Annotated in this window: 7 protein-coding genes; all 7 read left to right on the top strand. The window is 52.8% G+C overall.

Annotated elements, in window-relative coordinates; genetic code table 11:
* Positions 1-100 precede the first annotated feature (100 nt).
* The 7 genes from HNQ92_RS18345 (at position 101) to HNQ92_RS18375 (ending at position 16,158) form a co-directional block, all read left to right on the top strand.
* Positions 101-2,536 (top strand): ABC transporter permease, encoded by a 2,436-nt coding sequence (locus HNQ92_RS18345; RefSeq protein ID WP_184175918.1) that lies wholly within the window; start codon positions 101-103, stop codon positions 2,534-2,536.
* A gap of 115 nt (positions 2,537-2,651) precedes the next feature.
* Positions 2,652-5,033, top strand: coding sequence for an ABC transporter permease (locus tag HNQ92_RS18350; RefSeq protein WP_184175920.1), 2,382 nt, complete (start codon positions 2,652-2,654; stop codon positions 5,031-5,033).
* A 224-nt stretch (positions 5,034-5,257) separates the two neighbouring features.
* Positions 5,258-7,711, top strand: a complete 2,454-nt coding sequence (locus HNQ92_RS18355; RefSeq protein ID WP_184175922.1) for an ABC transporter permease — start codon at positions 5,258-5,260, stop codon at positions 7,709-7,711.
* Between the two features lie 208 nt (positions 7,712-7,919).
* Positions 7,920-9,227 carry a DUF4143 domain-containing protein gene (locus tag HNQ92_RS18360; RefSeq protein ID WP_184175924.1) on the top strand — a complete coding sequence of 436 codons (1,308 nt, stop codon included), beginning with the start codon at positions 7,920-7,922 and terminating at the stop codon, positions 9,225-9,227.
* Positions 9,228-9,512: 285 nt separating this feature from the next.
* Entirely contained in the window at positions 9,513-10,919 is a 1,407-nt protein-coding gene (locus tag HNQ92_RS18365) for a DUF3471 domain-containing protein (protein ID WP_184175926.1), read from the top strand.
* Positions 10,920-11,172: 253 nt separating this feature from the next.
* A complete protein-coding gene (locus tag HNQ92_RS18370) occupies positions 11,173-13,560 on the top strand; it encodes an FtsX-like permease family protein (protein ID WP_184175928.1) in 2,388 nt (795 codons plus the stop codon).
* Positions 13,561-13,776: 216 nt separating this feature from the next.
* The gene (locus HNQ92_RS18375; protein WP_184175930.1) at positions 13,777-16,158 is read left to right on the top strand and encodes an ABC transporter permease; all 2,382 of its coding nucleotides are present in this window, start codon (positions 13,777-13,779) and stop codon (positions 16,156-16,158) included.
* The last annotated feature ends 171 nt before the right edge of the window (positions 16,159-16,329 follow it).

The raw sequence follows: 16,329 nt of genomic DNA on the forward strand, positions 1-16,329 counted from the left end.
TAACTTTTGACCCAAATCATATTTAAAACCCTGCGTAAACGCCGATTCTTCTAGTAAATTTTAACCTACCATACTAAATACTAACCAACCCCTCACTCTCATGCTCTCTAATTACCTGAAAATAGCCTACCGGAACCTCTTGCGCAGCAAGGCGTTTTCGGCCATCAATATCGTTGGGCTGGCTTTCGGGCTGGCTACCTGCCTGATCATCGGCCTGTTTGTGCTGGACGAGCTGAACTACGACCGTTTTCATGAGAAAGCCGACCGCATTGTGCGGGTGACGTTCAAGGCCAACATGAGCGGCAATAAGATCAACGAAGCTACCGTCATGCCGCCCACGGCCAAAACCTTGCAGCGCGAGTACCCCGAAGTACTGGAAGCCACGCGGCTGCGGCAGGCTATGGCCTTTAAGCTGGCCAAAGATGACAAGGTATTCAAAGAATACGGCGTAGCCTTTGTCGATTCCAATTTTCTGCAGGTGTTTACTTTTCCCCTGGTGAAGGGCAATCCCAACACGGCTTTGCTTCGACCGAATACGCTGGTTATTTCGGAAAAAATGGCCCAAAAGTACTTTGGCAACGAAGACCCGATCGGGAAAGCCCTCAAAACCAATAACTACGAGGAGGTACTTGAGGTGACGGGTGTCATGGCCGATATGCCGACCCACTCGCATTTTCATTTTGACTTCCTGATTTCAATGGCCGGTCTGGCCGAAGCCCAGGTCAATTCCTGGATGCAGTCGGAGTTTTTTACCTACCTGCTGCTGCCCGACGGCTACGATTACCGGCAGCTGCAGGCCAAGCTCCCGCAGGTAGTAGAAAAGTACATGGGGCCGGAAATCAGGCAGGCCTTTGGCATGAACTACGCGGAGTTTCGGAAGCAGGGCAATGAGCTGGGTTTGCAGCTTCAGCCACTGACGGACATTCACTTGTATGCTGACTTTGATTATGATCTGGGGCCGTCCGGCGATGTGCGCTACGTCTATATGTTTGGGGCCATTGCGCTGTTCATGCTGCTGATCGCCTGCATCAATTTCATGAACCTCAGCACCGCCGGAGCCTCGAAACGAGCGCGGGAAGTGGGTATTCGTAAAGTCATGGGTTCGGTGAAAAGTACCCTGGTCAGCCAATTTTTGCTCGAATCGCTGCTGCTGACCGCCGTGGCGCTGGTACTGGCGGTGGCCCTGGTGTGGCTGGCTTTACCGTTTTTTAATGATCTGGCCGACAAAAATCTGACGCTCAACTTTACCAAGGTACCCTGGCTGTTGCCCGGTTTGTTGCTTTTGGGTCTGGCCGTGGGCATTATGGCGGGTAGCTATCCGGCCTTTTTTCTTTCGTCTTTCAAACCCATCACGGTACTGAAAGGAGGCTCCAGTCCCGGCCGTTTGACGAACGGGCGGCGTAGTATTGGCTTGCGAAGTACCTTGGTGGTGGTGCAGTTTTGCATTTCCTTCGTCCTCATCGTCGGCACTGCGGTGGTGTACCAGCAACTGCAATTTATCCAAAATGCCAAGCTGGGCTACGACAAAGAACAGGTACTTGTGTTGCAGGGTACTTACCGTTTGGGGCAAAACGAGCAGCTGTTCAAAAAGCAACTTTTGCAGGATTCGCGGGTCGTGGACGTGACCGTTTCGGGCTACGTTCCCGCCGGGCCTTCGTACAACAATAATTTTATGGTATATGGCGACGATAAAGTCAACGAGTTTACAAAGGGCATTCGCTACGATGTAGACGAAAACTACATTCCGACGCTGGGTATGAGTATGGTGGCCGGGCGAAATTTTTCGCCGGAGTTTGGTACGGATTCTTCGGCTATCATCCTGAACGAAACCGCCGCCCGGGAAATGGGGTGGGGGCACGACGCTGTCGGCCATACCGTTACCCGGCCCAACAACGAGGGTACCAAAACAACCTACCACGTTATCGGCGTGGTGAAGGACTTTCATTTCAAATCGCTGCACGAGCGCATTACGCCGCTGATGATGACGCTGGGCCACAACGGCGGCGCGATCCTGGCCAAAGTAAAAACCCGAGATTTGCCCGCGCTGATCACCGCCGTAGAAAAACGGTGGAAGGACCTGGTGGTGGACGAGCCGCTGGAGTATTCGTTCCTGGAGGAAAACTTCAACGCCACCTACCGCGCCGAACAGAAGACGGGACAAATCCTGGGCCTGTTTGCCGGGCTCACCATCTTTGTGGCCTGTCTGGGGCTGTTCGGCCTGGCTACCTTCACCGCCGAGCAACGCACCAAAGAAATCGGAGTCCGTAAGGTACTTGGTGCTTCTGTGACCAGTGTTGTGGCGTTGCTTTCCAAAGATTTCCTCAAACTGGTACTCATCGCCATCCTGATCGCCACGCCCGTGGCCTGGTACGCCATGCATTTCTGGTTGCAGGATTTTGCCTACAAGATCGACATCGCGTGGTGGGTCTTTGCGCTGGCAGGTACTTTGGCCGTGGGCATTGCCCTATTGACGGTAAGTTTTCAAAGCGTGAAAGCAGCGTTGATGAACCCGGTGGAGTCTTTGCGAAGTGAATGATGGAGTAGAGAGTATTAGCGTATAAAGTGAAAAGTACCCCCATACAAGCGCCCTTTCTCAGCGGAGAAAGGACTAGGGATAGAGGCAATATTAAAAAAAACAATACAACCCTATTATGATCCGTAACTACCTCAAAATCGCTTTTCGGAACCTGTGGAAACACAAGGTGTTTTCCTTCATCAACATCATGGGGCTCACCGTCGGGATGTCGGCTTGTTTCCTGATATTCCTGTACGTTCAGCTTGAGCTGAGCTACGATGCCTTTCACAGCAAGGCCGACCGCATCTACCGGCTGGTGACGGACATCAAAACGCCCTCCGAAACCATCAATACGTCCGTTACTTCCTGGGCTTTTGCCCCCAGTATCCAGAACGACCTACCCGAGGTGGAAGCCTTCACCCGCCTGAGCGGGGGTAGTTTTCTGGTGCGCCGGGGCGACGTGAAGTTTCAGGAAGAAAAAACGATCTTCGCGGATTCGTCGTTCTTTCAGGTTTTTGATTTTGAATTAATAAAAGGCGACCCTAAAACGGCCCTGAAAGACCAGCTTAGCCTGGTGTTTACCGAAAAAGCGGCCAAGAAGTACTTCGGCGATGAAGATCCGCTGGGGCAAACGCTGCTCTTTTCCGGCGACGGCCTGGCGGCCACGGTGACGGGCGTAATCAAGGACATACCCGAAAACTCTCAGATCAAAGGCGACCTGTTTGTGTCAATGGTGACGTTTACGGAGCGGTTTAACAAGGGCATCGACGACCAATGGGGCAACTTTGGAGCCAGTACCTACCTGCTCCTGAAACCGAATGTGACCGGTGCGGCTTTGGAGAAAAAATTTCCGGCTTTTCTGCGTACCCGTGCGGGCGAGCTCATGGACAAAAACCAGATGCACTATACGCTCTTTTTGGAGCCACTTAAAGACGTGTACCTGCACTCCACGCGGGGCGGCGGCGAAACGGGTAGTGTCAGCAACGTGTACATTTTCTCGATTGTGGCCATTTTTATCCTCCTCATTGCCTGTATCAATTTTGTCAATCTCACCACGGCCCGCTCCGCCGAACGCGCCAAAGAGGTAGGCATACGTAAGGTCGTAGGCGCTCCCCGGCTGCTGCTGGCCCGGCAGTTTATGGCTGAGTCAGTCTTGCTGTGTATGATCGCGTTCGTGCTGTCCATTTTCTTGTCGGCGCTGCTGATTCCGCTGTTTAACAATTTGGCGGGCAAAACCATCAGTACGGGAATATTCAGCAGTGGGGGGTACCTGCTCGCGATGTTCGCGTCGGCGATCGGCATTGGGCTGCTGGCGGGAATCTACCCGGCTTTGGTACTTTCTTCCTTTGAGCCGGTAATTGTTTTGAAGGGGCGTTTTGCGTCGAGTGTAAAGGGGATTTTGCTCCGGAAAGGCCTGGTCGCGTCGCAGTTTGCCATTTCCATTGCTCTGATCATCGCCACCATTATTGTGTATACTCAGATGAACTTCATGCGCGACCGGGACCTGGGTTTCAGCAAAGACCAGATGATGATCATCGACTCGGAAGGGGATCCCAAGCGGGATGCTTTCAAGGAGTCGTTGACACGTTTGTCCGGCGTCCAATCCACGGCCGCGTCGTCCAGCGTACCGGGCAGTGGCAATCCGGGGGCTTACTCCGAAATTGAAAATAAAAGCGGTGATCTACAGATTGCCAACCTGGACCTGTACTTTGTCGACTTTGACTACATCCCGCAGTTTAAGCTGGAAATGGTAGCGGGGCGCGCCTTTTCGCGCGACTTCGGCACGGATACCACCGAGGCCATGGTCATGAACGAAGCGGCGGTGAAGCTATTCGGGTACAGCTCGCCCGAGGAAGCCGTGGGGCGGCGTTTCCGGCAGTGGGGACGCGAAGGTAAAATCATCGGCGTCGTGAAAGACTTCCACTTCCGGTCGTTGCAGGAAACCATCAAACCCCTCACCATGCGGATCGAGCCCGGAGGGTGCGATCTTATTTCGGTAAAAGTAGCGGGCAGCAACCTGAAAGAGACCATCGCGGGCATCGAGAACAACTGGAAAACCATCATGCCCAACCGTCCGTTCAGCTACTACTTCATGGATGAGTTCTTCGACCGGCAGTACCGCAGCGAGGAGCGCTTCGAAAAGCTATTCTTTAATTTTGCCATCCTGGCCATCTTTATTTCCTGCCTGGGTTTGTTGGGGCTGGCTTCGTACAGTACCCTGCAGCGCACCAAGGAGATTGGCGTGCGGAAGGTACTTGGAGCGGACGTGACGAGCATCGTGACGCTGCTCTCCAAGGACTTCCTGAAGCTGGTACTTGTCGCGTTTTTGGTCGCCTCGCCCATCGCTTACTATTTTATGTACCAATGGCTGCAAAACTTTGCCTACCGAACTGACATCCACTGGTGGGTATTTGTGGTGGCGGCCGTCGTGGCCGTAACGATTGCCTTTGCCACGGTGAGTTTTCAAAGCATCCGCGCCGCCCTCATGAACCCCGTGAAGAGTCTGCGGAGCGAGTAGCTTTTGGCATGGGACGGTCCGCCGCGCGGCAGAGGGCGCAGGGTACTTTTTCTGTAAAGTACCCTGCGCCAAGGCTCCCTTTCTCCGCGGGAGAAAGGGCGGGGGGATAGCCGCCATGGAATTGAGGCTATCCCATTGAGGCCAAAAAATGCCCCATGCCCCAAACCCTCTGCCCCTAGCTACGAAGTACCTATTTGCAATATGTACCAAAAACAAAACCAGCTATGATTCGTAACTACCTCAAAATCGCCGTTCGGAACCTTTGGAAAAACAAAGTTTTTTCGGGGGTCAATCTCCTGGGGCTGGTAGCGGGCCTGACGGCCTGTCTGCTGATCTTGCAGTACGTTAGTTTCGAGCTAAGTTTTGATCGGTTTCAACGGGATGCTGATCGTATCTACCGCGTCACCAACGACCGTTTTCAGCAGGGGAAGCTTATTCAGCATGGCACCATCACCTACCCCACCGTGGGCAAAACGATGGCCAACGATTATCAGGAAATCGACGCCTATACAACCTTGGCCAATGGCGGTAGTATCAAGATTCGGCACGAGAAGCAGGTATTTCAGGAAGACCAGCTTTTCTACGTTGATGAGCATTTCCTGGCGTTTTTTACCTTCCCGCTCCTGGCCGGGAATCCTCGTACGGCCCTGAATGCACCACGGAGCCTAGTGCTGACGGAAAGCAACGCGCAACGGATTTTTGGCGTTAAACCCACCGACTACGCTACGCTCATCGGCCGCTCCTTGCTCATTGACCTGGACAACGAGCCTTACCAGATCACGGGCATTCTGGAAGACGTTCCGGCTACGTCGCACCTGCAATTTGGGGCGTTGGTTTCGTACGAGACGCTGGTAGGTACCTGGGGCGAGTGGGTCAAAAACAGCTGGGAGTCGTCTGACATGTGGCACTACCTGAAGCTAAAACCAGGGGTGGATGCTTTAGCCCTGGAGCGTAAGTTTCCCGCTTTTAGCGAGCGCTACTTCCAAGGTGATAAAGTGTCCGGAAGCGTGGAGAAATTCTACCTCCAGCCGCTTACCGAAGCCCACCTCTACTCCGACTATGAGTACGAAATCGGGGTAGTTAACAACGGCAAGGCCGTCTGGACGATGCTCATCATTGCGGCTTTCATCCTGCTCATTGCCTGGATCAACTACATCAACCTGGCCACGGCGCGGTCGCTGGAGCGGGCCAAGGAGGTGGGCGTACGAAAAGTAGCCGGTGCTACCATGCAGCAGCTGATGAGTCAGTTTTTGTCTGAATCAGTCCTGCTCAATCTCCTGGCGCTGGGGATAGCCCTGGGGCTGGCGGTGACGTTAGAACCCGTACTGGTGGCCCTCATCGAAAAGCCCCTCTCGCTTGCTCTGCTCACCGGCGCGGGCTACGGCGGAAGCCTGATGGCGCTGGTATTGGCGGGCGTTTTTGTGCTGGGGGTGGTTTTCTCCGGTTTTTATCCGGCCTTTGCGCTGTCCTCCTTTCAGCCCATAAGCGTCCTGAAGGGTACTTTCAAGCGCTCGGAAAAGGGTATTTGGGTACGGAAATCGCTGGTGGTTTTTCAGTATACGGCTTCGGTGGTCCTGATTGTAGGTACTTTCATCGTGTTCCGGCAGCTGGAGTACATGCGGTCGGAGAAGCTGGGTTTCAACCTGGACCAGACCTTGGTGGTGTCGGGCCCGGCGCTCACGGAGTGGGACTCTACCTCCATCGACCGAATCAGTACCTTCAAAGGCGAGCTGACCCAATACCCGGCCATTAAGGCCGCTTCGGCCTCAATCAATTTACTAGGCAACCGGCTGCCGCGTACCTTCAACGTAAAGCGCGTGGGTGCTAACGACGAAAAAGGCTTGACTCTCAGCCGCATGGTAATTGACCTCGACTTTTTTGATACCTACCAGATCGACCTACTGGCCGGTCGGAATTTCCTCTCCACCGACTCGGACCCCGACGGGCGTAAAATAAAAAATATCATCATCAACGCCTCAGCAGCCGCGTTACTGGGCTTTGAGGAGCCGGGGGCGGCGGTCGGGCAGAAGATCTCGTTCATGGGCCGGGAGTGGGACGTCGTGGGGGTAGTTCGGGACTTTCACCAGCAGTCGCTGCGGCATCCCATCGAGCCTATTTTGTTTGCTCCCTTCTACTCCAACGGCGGGTACTATTCCCTAAAAATAGCCACCACCGACCTAAACCGTACCCTGGAGCTGGTGAAGCAAAAGTACCAGCAGTTCTTCCCCGGCAACAACTTCTCGTACTTTTTTATGGATGAGCAGTTTAACCGCCAATACAAAGACGACCAGCTTTTTGGCAAAATCACCACCGCCTTTTCGCTACTGGCCGTCTTGATTGCCTCGCTGGGGCTGTTTGGGTTGTCGTCCTACACCATTACGCAACGCACCAAGGAGATCGGCGTTCGCAAGGTACTTGGGGCCAGCGTGGGCAGCATCGTGGCCCTACTCTCGCGCGATTTCCTTAAGCTGGTATTGGTGGCCATTCTGCTGGCCACTCCGCTGGCCTGGTACGCCACCAAGCGCTGGCTGGACGAGTTCGCCTACAAGATTGACCTGTCGTGGTGGATTTTCGCGCTGGCAGGTACCTTGGCCATAGCCATAGCCCTACTCACCGTGAGTTTTCAAAGCATCCGCGCCGCCCTCATGAACCCGGTGAAAAGCCTGCGAAGCGAATAGCTTTTGGCATGGGGCAGAGGGTAGTTTAGAGTTAAAAATTAAAAGTACCCCGCAATGGAATTGGGGCTTTTAAGTAAAGTACCTTAGCCTTAGAAATACCTCGGTTAAAGCAAATTCCTTCGAAAAAGTGTTGTGGGTTACATTATTTCCTTTGAATAAGTGTAAGTTTACGCAAAAATTCCTTTGAATTTGTGTAAAGGCCTATAAAGTGAAAAGAACGAAACTGGCAGAATTGATCAAATGGAAGCATTCTGAAAGCCGAAAACCACTTCTCATCCGAGGAGCCAGGCAAGTAGGAAAGACCTGGCTGATGAAAGCGTTTGGTCAGGCGGAATATGAACAGGTAGCTTACGTGAATTTTGAGAGCTCTAGAACGCTTAAGAATATTTTCACCCATGACTTTGATATTCAACGTATCATCATGGCATTGCAGATCGAAACGGGCGTGTCTATTGACGCCTCAAACACCCTACTAATTTTTGACGAGATTCAAGAAGCCGAAGGAGCGCTTACATCGTTGAAGTACTTTCAGGAGAATGCGCCGGAATACCACATTATTTCGGCGGGCTCTTTACTGGGCGTTGCTCTAAACCAACAAACGTCCTTTCCGGTTGGGAAGGTAGCGTTTCTGGATCTTCATCCTTTGAGTTTCGCGGAATTTTTAGAAGCCTTGGGCGAGACGCCCTTGCTGACTCTTTTGAACACTAAAGACTGGGAGCTCATTAAAACGTTTCGGTCTAAGTACATCCACCTGCTGCGGCAGTACTACTACACGGGTGGAATGCCCGAAGTAGTAGTATCTTTTTCCCGTAATACCGATTTTAACGAAGCAAGGATAATCCAAAAGCGAATATTGGAGGCCTACGAGCAAGATTTTTCCAAACATGCTCCTAACGAAATCGTACCTAGAATCCGGATGCTGTGGAACTCGATCCCGGCACAATTGGCCAAGGAAAACAAAAAATTTATTTACGGAATAATCCGGCAAGGAGCCAGAGCCAAAGAGTACGAGTTAGCGATGTCGTGGCTTATTGATTGCGGCCTGATTCATAAAGTAAACCGCGTAACCAAGCCAGCCATGCCCCTCAAAGCATATGAGGATTTTGGAGCCTTTAAATTATTCATGGTAGATGTAGGGTTGCTCGGGGCTATGGTAGATATGGACGTAAAAACGCTGCTGGAAGGAAACCGGATATTTGAAGAATTCAAAGGGGCGTTAACCGAACAGTTTGTGTTGCAGCAGTTAATGCTTGAGGATGGCATAGCGACCTACTATTGGTCTGCCGAGAATGCCACCGCTGAAATAGACTTTCTGGTACAGTACGCCGGCCAGATTATCCCCATAGAAGTGAAGGCAGAAGAAAACCTTATGGCAAAAAGCTTGCGCGTATTTTGTCAAAAGTACCAGCCTGAGACGGCCATAAGAACTTCTATGGCTGATTTCCGGAAGGAAGAGTGGCTGACCAATCTACCCCTGTACGCTATCCAGCAATTGCCAGCTTTACTTTCTTCGTAAACTTATCTACGCAAGGAGACGCCCCTACGAAAGCTCCCTTTCTCCGGTGTCACGGCGGTAGTACCCAGCGAAGTGCGTCAGTGCGTATACGCTATCATGCCCAAAGGCGGAGCCATCGGTGAAAAGGAGAGGGTTCTGGCGTTTGAACACATTTGAACAGGATTTGAACCAGTAATGAACGGGTACTTTTGCCCTGCCTCCACAACTTTGCCCAAAGCCTTGCTAGTACTTCTAGCCGGTAGTGGCAGGCGGGTAAACATGATAACCAATTACTACTAAACAGTCATGAAAAGAAATCCTTTGTTCTTAGTCTTCTGCCTGCTTTCCTGCCTGGCCTTTGCCCAAAAAAGCAAGCCGAATGAAGTACCCTTAACCGCCGAAAAATGGGAGTTCAAACCCGACAAAGTCTCCTTTACCCAAGAGAATGGTACCTCAGAGATGCACATCAAGCCCGACGCCGGGAAGGTACTTGCCAGAAATTTTAACTTCAAAAGCGGTACGATCGAATTCGACGTAAAACCCAATTCACTCAGCTTTTATTTCCGCTACCAGGATGCTAAAGAGACGGAGTGCTTTTATTTACGGATGGCTCGGGCCGGCCATCCCTTGGCAGAAGACGGCGTGCAGTACGCGCCCTACATCGACGGGGTTTTGATGTGGGATATGTACGTACAGTACCAGTCGAATGCGGCTTTTAGCAAGGATAACTGGAACCATGTGAAACTCGTGATTTCTGACTCCCAGATGCGGATGTACGTCAATAGCCCCGATAAACCCACGCTGGAGGTAGACCATCTGGAAGGCAATCCCAGTCAAGGTACCCTTGGTTTCGAAGGCGATATGGTAGTCAGGAACCTTGTGGTGAAGTCTAACGAAACCGAAGACCTGCCCGCCCGGCCCGGTATGGACCCTACGGCCAATGATCCTCGGTACATCCGGAGCTGGGGTGTCAGTGAGCCACAGTCTATTCCGGAGAAAGTAGATTTTAGCTACGATCTTCTGCCCAGTCCGGCCACAAAATGGCGGGTACTGGAAGCCGAGCGCCGGGGGTTGGTCAACCTGATTCGGGCCTTTGGTGAGAAGAAAACCCGTAGTATCGTCTGGCTGAAGGTGAAAATCAAATCGGAAAAGGTGCAGAAGAAGACGATGGATTTCGGCTTTGTAGACGACGTTTGGGTTTTTCTGAACGGACAAATGGTGTACCTGGATAAAAACTTACAGGGAAGGCTCATGGAAAAACCGCCGGGCGGACGCTGCTCGGTAGAAAATGCGGCCATTGTACTACCCTTGAAAGAAGGCGAGAACGAATTACTGATAGGACTGGCCAACGACGCCCGCTGGGGCTGGGGCGCCATAGCGCGCCTGAATAATAGGGAAGGTATCGAAGTCAGTCCCGACCCTACCTTTGACTCCCGGTTGGTGAAGCTGAAGGAACAACAACTCGACAGCTACGCCGGTACCTACCAGCTACCGAATGGCGACCAGGTAATGGTAACGAAAGAAGGCGATGTGCTTCGGGTGGCAGGCAAGACCTTCATCAATGCGCTCCTTTACCCCAAAGCCGAAGACCATTTCTTTTTTCGGGAAATGGATTTGGACGTGACGTTTGTGAAAAACAACGCCGGTGCCGTTTCCAATTTTGTCATCTACAACAACGGTAAAGAAATGATGGATATCAAGCGGGTTCAATGACCAGGAAAGGCCGTCGCTGGTTCGATAAGGGGGGACGCTAGGGCATTGATTTTTCCAAAAAGTTCGAACGGAAAAGGAAAGAGATGTTTTACCGGGCTTAGGGTGTCCGCAAACGGTCGTAATCTGTCCGTTTGCGGACATTTTTAGTTTGCTGTAATATTTAAGTATTTGATATTCAATACTTAAATTGTTTGGCATAGCTTTTTCTGAGCAATCGGTATACTTCACTGACGTACCTTTATGCCTACTGCCCATGCTCCTAAACTACCTCAAAATTGCCTGGCGAAATCTTTTCAAGCAAAAGGTATACAGCCTGTTTAATCTGCTGGGCCTGGGCCTGGGAATTGCCTGTGGTTTGCTGCTGTCGCTTCACCTCAAGGAGGAGTTGAGCTACGAAAAGAGCTTCCCGAATCACGACCGGATCTACCGCATCGTGACCACCGAGTGGGCCAAGTCGTCGCCACCGCTGGCCGAAGAAATGCTGCATTTCTTTCCGGACCTGGAGCAGGTGGGGCGGTTTGCGAGCCGGGGTATGCAGGTAGTTAGCTCCGAGCGCAACGAGCAGGGCGAAAGTACCGGCTACTACGCCGATTCGTCGGTCATCAATATGTTCGATCTGAGGGCCGTGGCGGGTGATCCGGCGCGGGGCCTGAAAGAACCGGGCTCGGTGGTGATTTCGCGCACCATGGCCGAAAAATTCTTTGGCAAAAACGACCCGCTAGGGCAGAAGCTGACCTTCGATGGCCAGGAAGAACTGTGGGTGAAGGCCGTGGTGGAAGACCTCCCCAAGAACACCCACCTGAAGTTTGACTACCTGGTTTCGATGCCTACCTTTTACCGGGACCGACCCCAGGAATGGACCGGCAACCGGGGCTGGATGTTCGGCTGGACGTACGTCCAGTTTCGGCAGCCAGAAGACGTAGCCAAAGCCCAAAGCCGCCTGACCGACTTCTTTATCAAGTACTATGGCGGTACTTCCGAGGACGAAATTCAGGAGATCAAAGAGTTTGTAAGTACCGTGCGTTTTCAGCCGCTTACGGATATTCACCTGAAGTCGAACCTGATTCAGGAGATGAGCCCGAACAGTAGCATCGTGTACATTTACATTTTTCTGGCGGTGGAGGTACTTATCTTGCTGATTGCCTGCGTCAATTTTATTAATCTCTTTACCACCCAAACCCTAAAACGCGCCAAGGAGGTAGGCATGAGGAAGTCGCTGGGCGCGCGCAAAGCACAGGTTGTGATGCAGTTTTTGGGCGAAGCTTTCCTGCTGACGATCCTGGCTAGCCTGCTGGCGATTTGCCTCTACGAGCTAACGCTGCCTTTTTATAACCAGCTGGCCGGGAAGCAAGTACCCCCCGGAGAGATTCTGCGGCTCGACAACCTGCTCATCATAGGTGGGCTCGTGCTGGTGGTGGGTTTGCTGTCGGGGTTGTTTCCGGCCCTGTTCATTGCCCGCTTCGACCCGGTGGCGTCGCTCAAGGCCGACAAACTACCCCGGTCGTCGGCTTCGGTGCTGCGCAAGAGCCTGATCGTGCTGCAGTTTGTGGTGTCGGCTTTTCTCATGATCGCCACCACCGTGATCTACCAGCAGATGAGCCTGTTTCGGGACAAGCAGCTCGGCTTTGACAAAGAGCAGGTAATGGTAGTGAAGCTCTACGGGAAATTCAAGGAAAAAGTACTGCTCGATACGGAGCTCTTTAAAAATGAACTGACGCAAAGTACCTCCGTGCTGGCCGTGGGGCAGGCTTCCAACCTCATCGGCGACGAGCTCAGTGTGGAGTACATCACGCCGCTCAATCCGCCCGAAGGAAAAGTATACAAGAACGTAAAGGTGACGCGCGTCGACGACGCCTACCTGGATGTGTTGCAGATCAAGCTCAAGGAAGGACGGAATTTCTCCCGCCAGTTTAACGACTCCGCTACGTTCATCATCAACGAAAAAGCCGCGCAACTACTGGGCCTCGAAAACCCGGTGGGGAGTATCGTCGTAAACCATACGATGGGCGTGCAGGGCAAGGTCGTGGGCGTGATCCGGGACTACAACTTTGCGTCGCTGCACAGCCAGGTGGAGCCGCTGGTGCTGGAATACAAACCCGAGTGGACGGGTAGTTTGCTGCTCAAAATCAAGCCCGGCGATCCGCAGCCGACGATTGCCTTCGTAAAAAGTACCGTAGACAAACTGGCGCCCAATACGCTCTTCAGCTACCAGTTTCTGGATGAGCGCATGGCGAGCCTGTACAGCAAGGAAGATACCATGAGTGAGGTACTTAAGGTATTTGCTGGCTTGGCCATTCTGATTTCGTGCCTGGGGCTGTTTGGGCTGGTGGCGCACGAGGCCCGGGTGCGCACGAAGGAAATCGGGATTCGGAAGGTACTTGGGGCGGACGTCAGGAGCATCGTAGCGCTCCTCTCCGGCGATTTTCTTAAACTGGTGCTGGTAGGAATACTCCTGGCAGTACCCATCGCCTGGTACTTGCTGGAGCAGTGGCTTCAGGACTTCGCCTACCGCATCGACGTGCAGTGGTGGGTGTTTGCGCTGGCTGGCCTGGCCATCGCCGCCGTAGCCCTGCTGACGGTGTCGTTGCAGAGCATCAAAGCCGCGCTCATGAACCCGGTCAAGAGCCTGCGGAGTGAGTGATTAGCAGGAGGGGGTAGTTTGAATTTTAATGGGGAAAGTAAAAAGTACCCTACTAAGCTCCCTTTCTCCGCGGGAGAAAGGGCCGGGGATAGAGGCTTTTGAATTGCCGCAATGGAATTGAGGCATGGGGTACTTTACACTTTATACTCCCAACTACCCCATGTCGCAAAGTACCTATTCTTAGGAAACAACCAAGTACCTAAATGAACCAACGTCATGATCCGTAACTACCTCAAAATTGCCTGGCGGAATTTGGCCCGGAACAAAGCCTTTACTATCATCAATATCCTGGGGCTGGCGTTGGGGCTGGCGTGTAGCTTGTTGATTTTGTTATGGGTTCAAGACGAACGCAGCGTCGATGGGTTTCATGCCAACGGCCAGCACTTGTACCAAGTCTACGAACGCACGTACTCGGATGGCAAAGTAGAGGCCGATTACTTCACGCAGGGGCTGCTGGCCGAGGAGCTCAAGCGCGTCATTCCGGAAATCCAATACGCCAGCGCCCGGGAGTGGGCCATGCCGGCCACGTTTGCCGTGGGAGATAAAGTACATAAAATGCCGGGTACCGCCGCCAGCAGTGATTTTTTTAAGATGTTTGAGTATCCGTTGCTGGAGGGTACTTTCGAAACCGCCCTAAGTACCCCGAGCGGCATCGCCATATCCCGGAAAATGGCCGAGCTGTTTTTTGGAAGCCCGGAGAAAGCCATCGGAAAAAGCATCCGCTACGAAAACAGGAGCAACCTGACGGTCAGTGCCGTGTTTGAAAATTTACCGGCCCACTCATCCCAACAGTTCGATTTCCTGACGCCCTGGAGCGATTATGTGAAAGAAAACGCGTGGACAAGACACTGGGGCAACCGCGATCCGGTTACGTTTGTGCAGCTACGGGCCGACCGCAACGGGGCTCCCATGGACCCCGCAAAAGTAGAAGCCAAAATCCAGGATTTTATTTACCGCTATACTCCCAAAATAACGGGCCACCGCGTGGAGCTGGCCTTGCAGTCCTACCCCGAAAAGTACCTTCATTCTACCTTCAAAAATGGCCAGCTCGACGGCGGCCGCATCGAGTACGTACGGCTTTTTAGCCTGGTGGCGGTCTTTATCCTGCTCATTGCCTGCATCAATTTCATGAATCTGGCCACGGCGCGTTCGCAAAAACGGGCCAAGGAAGTAGGCGTGCGGAAGGTAGTGGGGGCGGTTCGGGGGGCATTGATGGGGCAGTTTCTGAGTGAAGCCTTGCTGCTCACGGGCTTTGCCATTGTGGTAGCGGTGGGTTTGGTAGCCGTGCTGTTACCGGCGTTTAATTCCCTTACCGGCAAGCAACTTACGTTGCCGTTTGCTGAGCCGGTGTTCTGGCTAAGTTTGCTGGGGCTACTCGGGCTGACGGGCTTGGTGGCCGGAAGCTACCCCGCCCTGTTTCTGTCGTCGCTCAATCCGAACCGGGTACTGAAAGGTACCTTGCGGTTTAGCGGGGGAGCTACGGTTCTCCGAAAAGGGCTGGTCGTTTTTCAATTTTCGCTTTCCATGATACTCATCGTGGGCATGATCGTGATGTATCGTCAGATGGCGTATTTCCAAACTAAAAACCTGGGCTTTGACCGGGAAAATCTCCTGTACATCCCGCTGGAAGGTGAGCTGACGAACAAGTACGACCTCTTTAAAGAGCAAGCGAGTACCAAGGAAGGTATTGTGAGTATCTCGCGCATGGAAGAGTCGCCCACCGGGCTGGGGCACCACATCAACGACGTGGGTTGGACCGGGAAAGATCCGAATCTGATCACCTCCTTTTCTAATACGGCCGTTGGCTATGATTTTGTAAAAACCCTGGACCTGCGCTTGCTGGCCGGAAGGGATTTTTCGGAAGCCTACGGCACCGATACGGTAAATTTTATCATCAACGAAACGGCCCTGAAAAAAATAGGCTATGAGCAGCCCATCGGGCAGCCCCTGAGCTGGGGAAATCGGCAAGGTACCATCGTAGGGGTACTTAAGGATTTTCATTTCAATTCGATGCGACAAAACATCGAGCCGCTCATCATCCGTCTCCGGCAAAAACCGCTGTGGGGGAATATCCTGGTTCGTACCGAAGCGGGCAAAACCCAGGAAGCGCTGGCCAGCCTGGAGAGAATCTGGCAAGAGCTGAATCCCAACGTCCCGTTTGCGTATCAATTTTCGGATCAGGAATACACGCGACTGTACCGGAGCGAGCAGGTAGTTAGTACCTTGTCCAACTACTTTGCGTTTCTGGCCATCTTTATTTCGTGCCTGGGCTTGTTTGGCCTGGCGGCTTTTACGGCCGAGCAGCGCACCAAAGAAATTGGCGTTCGCAAGGTACTTGGGGCCTCCATTCCTAGTATTGTTCGGTTGCTGTCCACGCAGTTTTTGAAACCCATCGCCATCGCCTTTTGCCTGGCCTCGCCCGTTGCCTGGTACGTCATGAAGCACTGGCTGCAGGGTTTTGCCTACCGGGTCGAGGTAGAAGGATGGATGCTGGGTGCCGCGGGTTTACTGACGGTAAGCATTGCCCTGCTGACGGTCAGCTACCAGGCCATTAAAGCCGCGCTGATGAACCCGGTGAAGAGCCTGCGGAGCGAGTGATTAGCAGGGAGCGTAGGGTACTTTTGGATAAAGTACCCTACTAAGTACCCTTTCTCCGCCGGAGCAAGGGCCGGGGATAGAGGCTTTTGAATTGCCGCAATGGAATGGCCGCAATTCCATTGCGGCGTCAAGGTACTTTACTCTTTATACTGCTTTGCCAAAAACCACCAA

It is taken from the genome of Rhabdobacter roseus, from assembly GCF_014202275.1.
Classification (GTDB): domain Bacteria; phylum Bacteroidota; class Bacteroidia; order Cytophagales; family Spirosomataceae; genus Rhabdobacter; species Rhabdobacter roseus.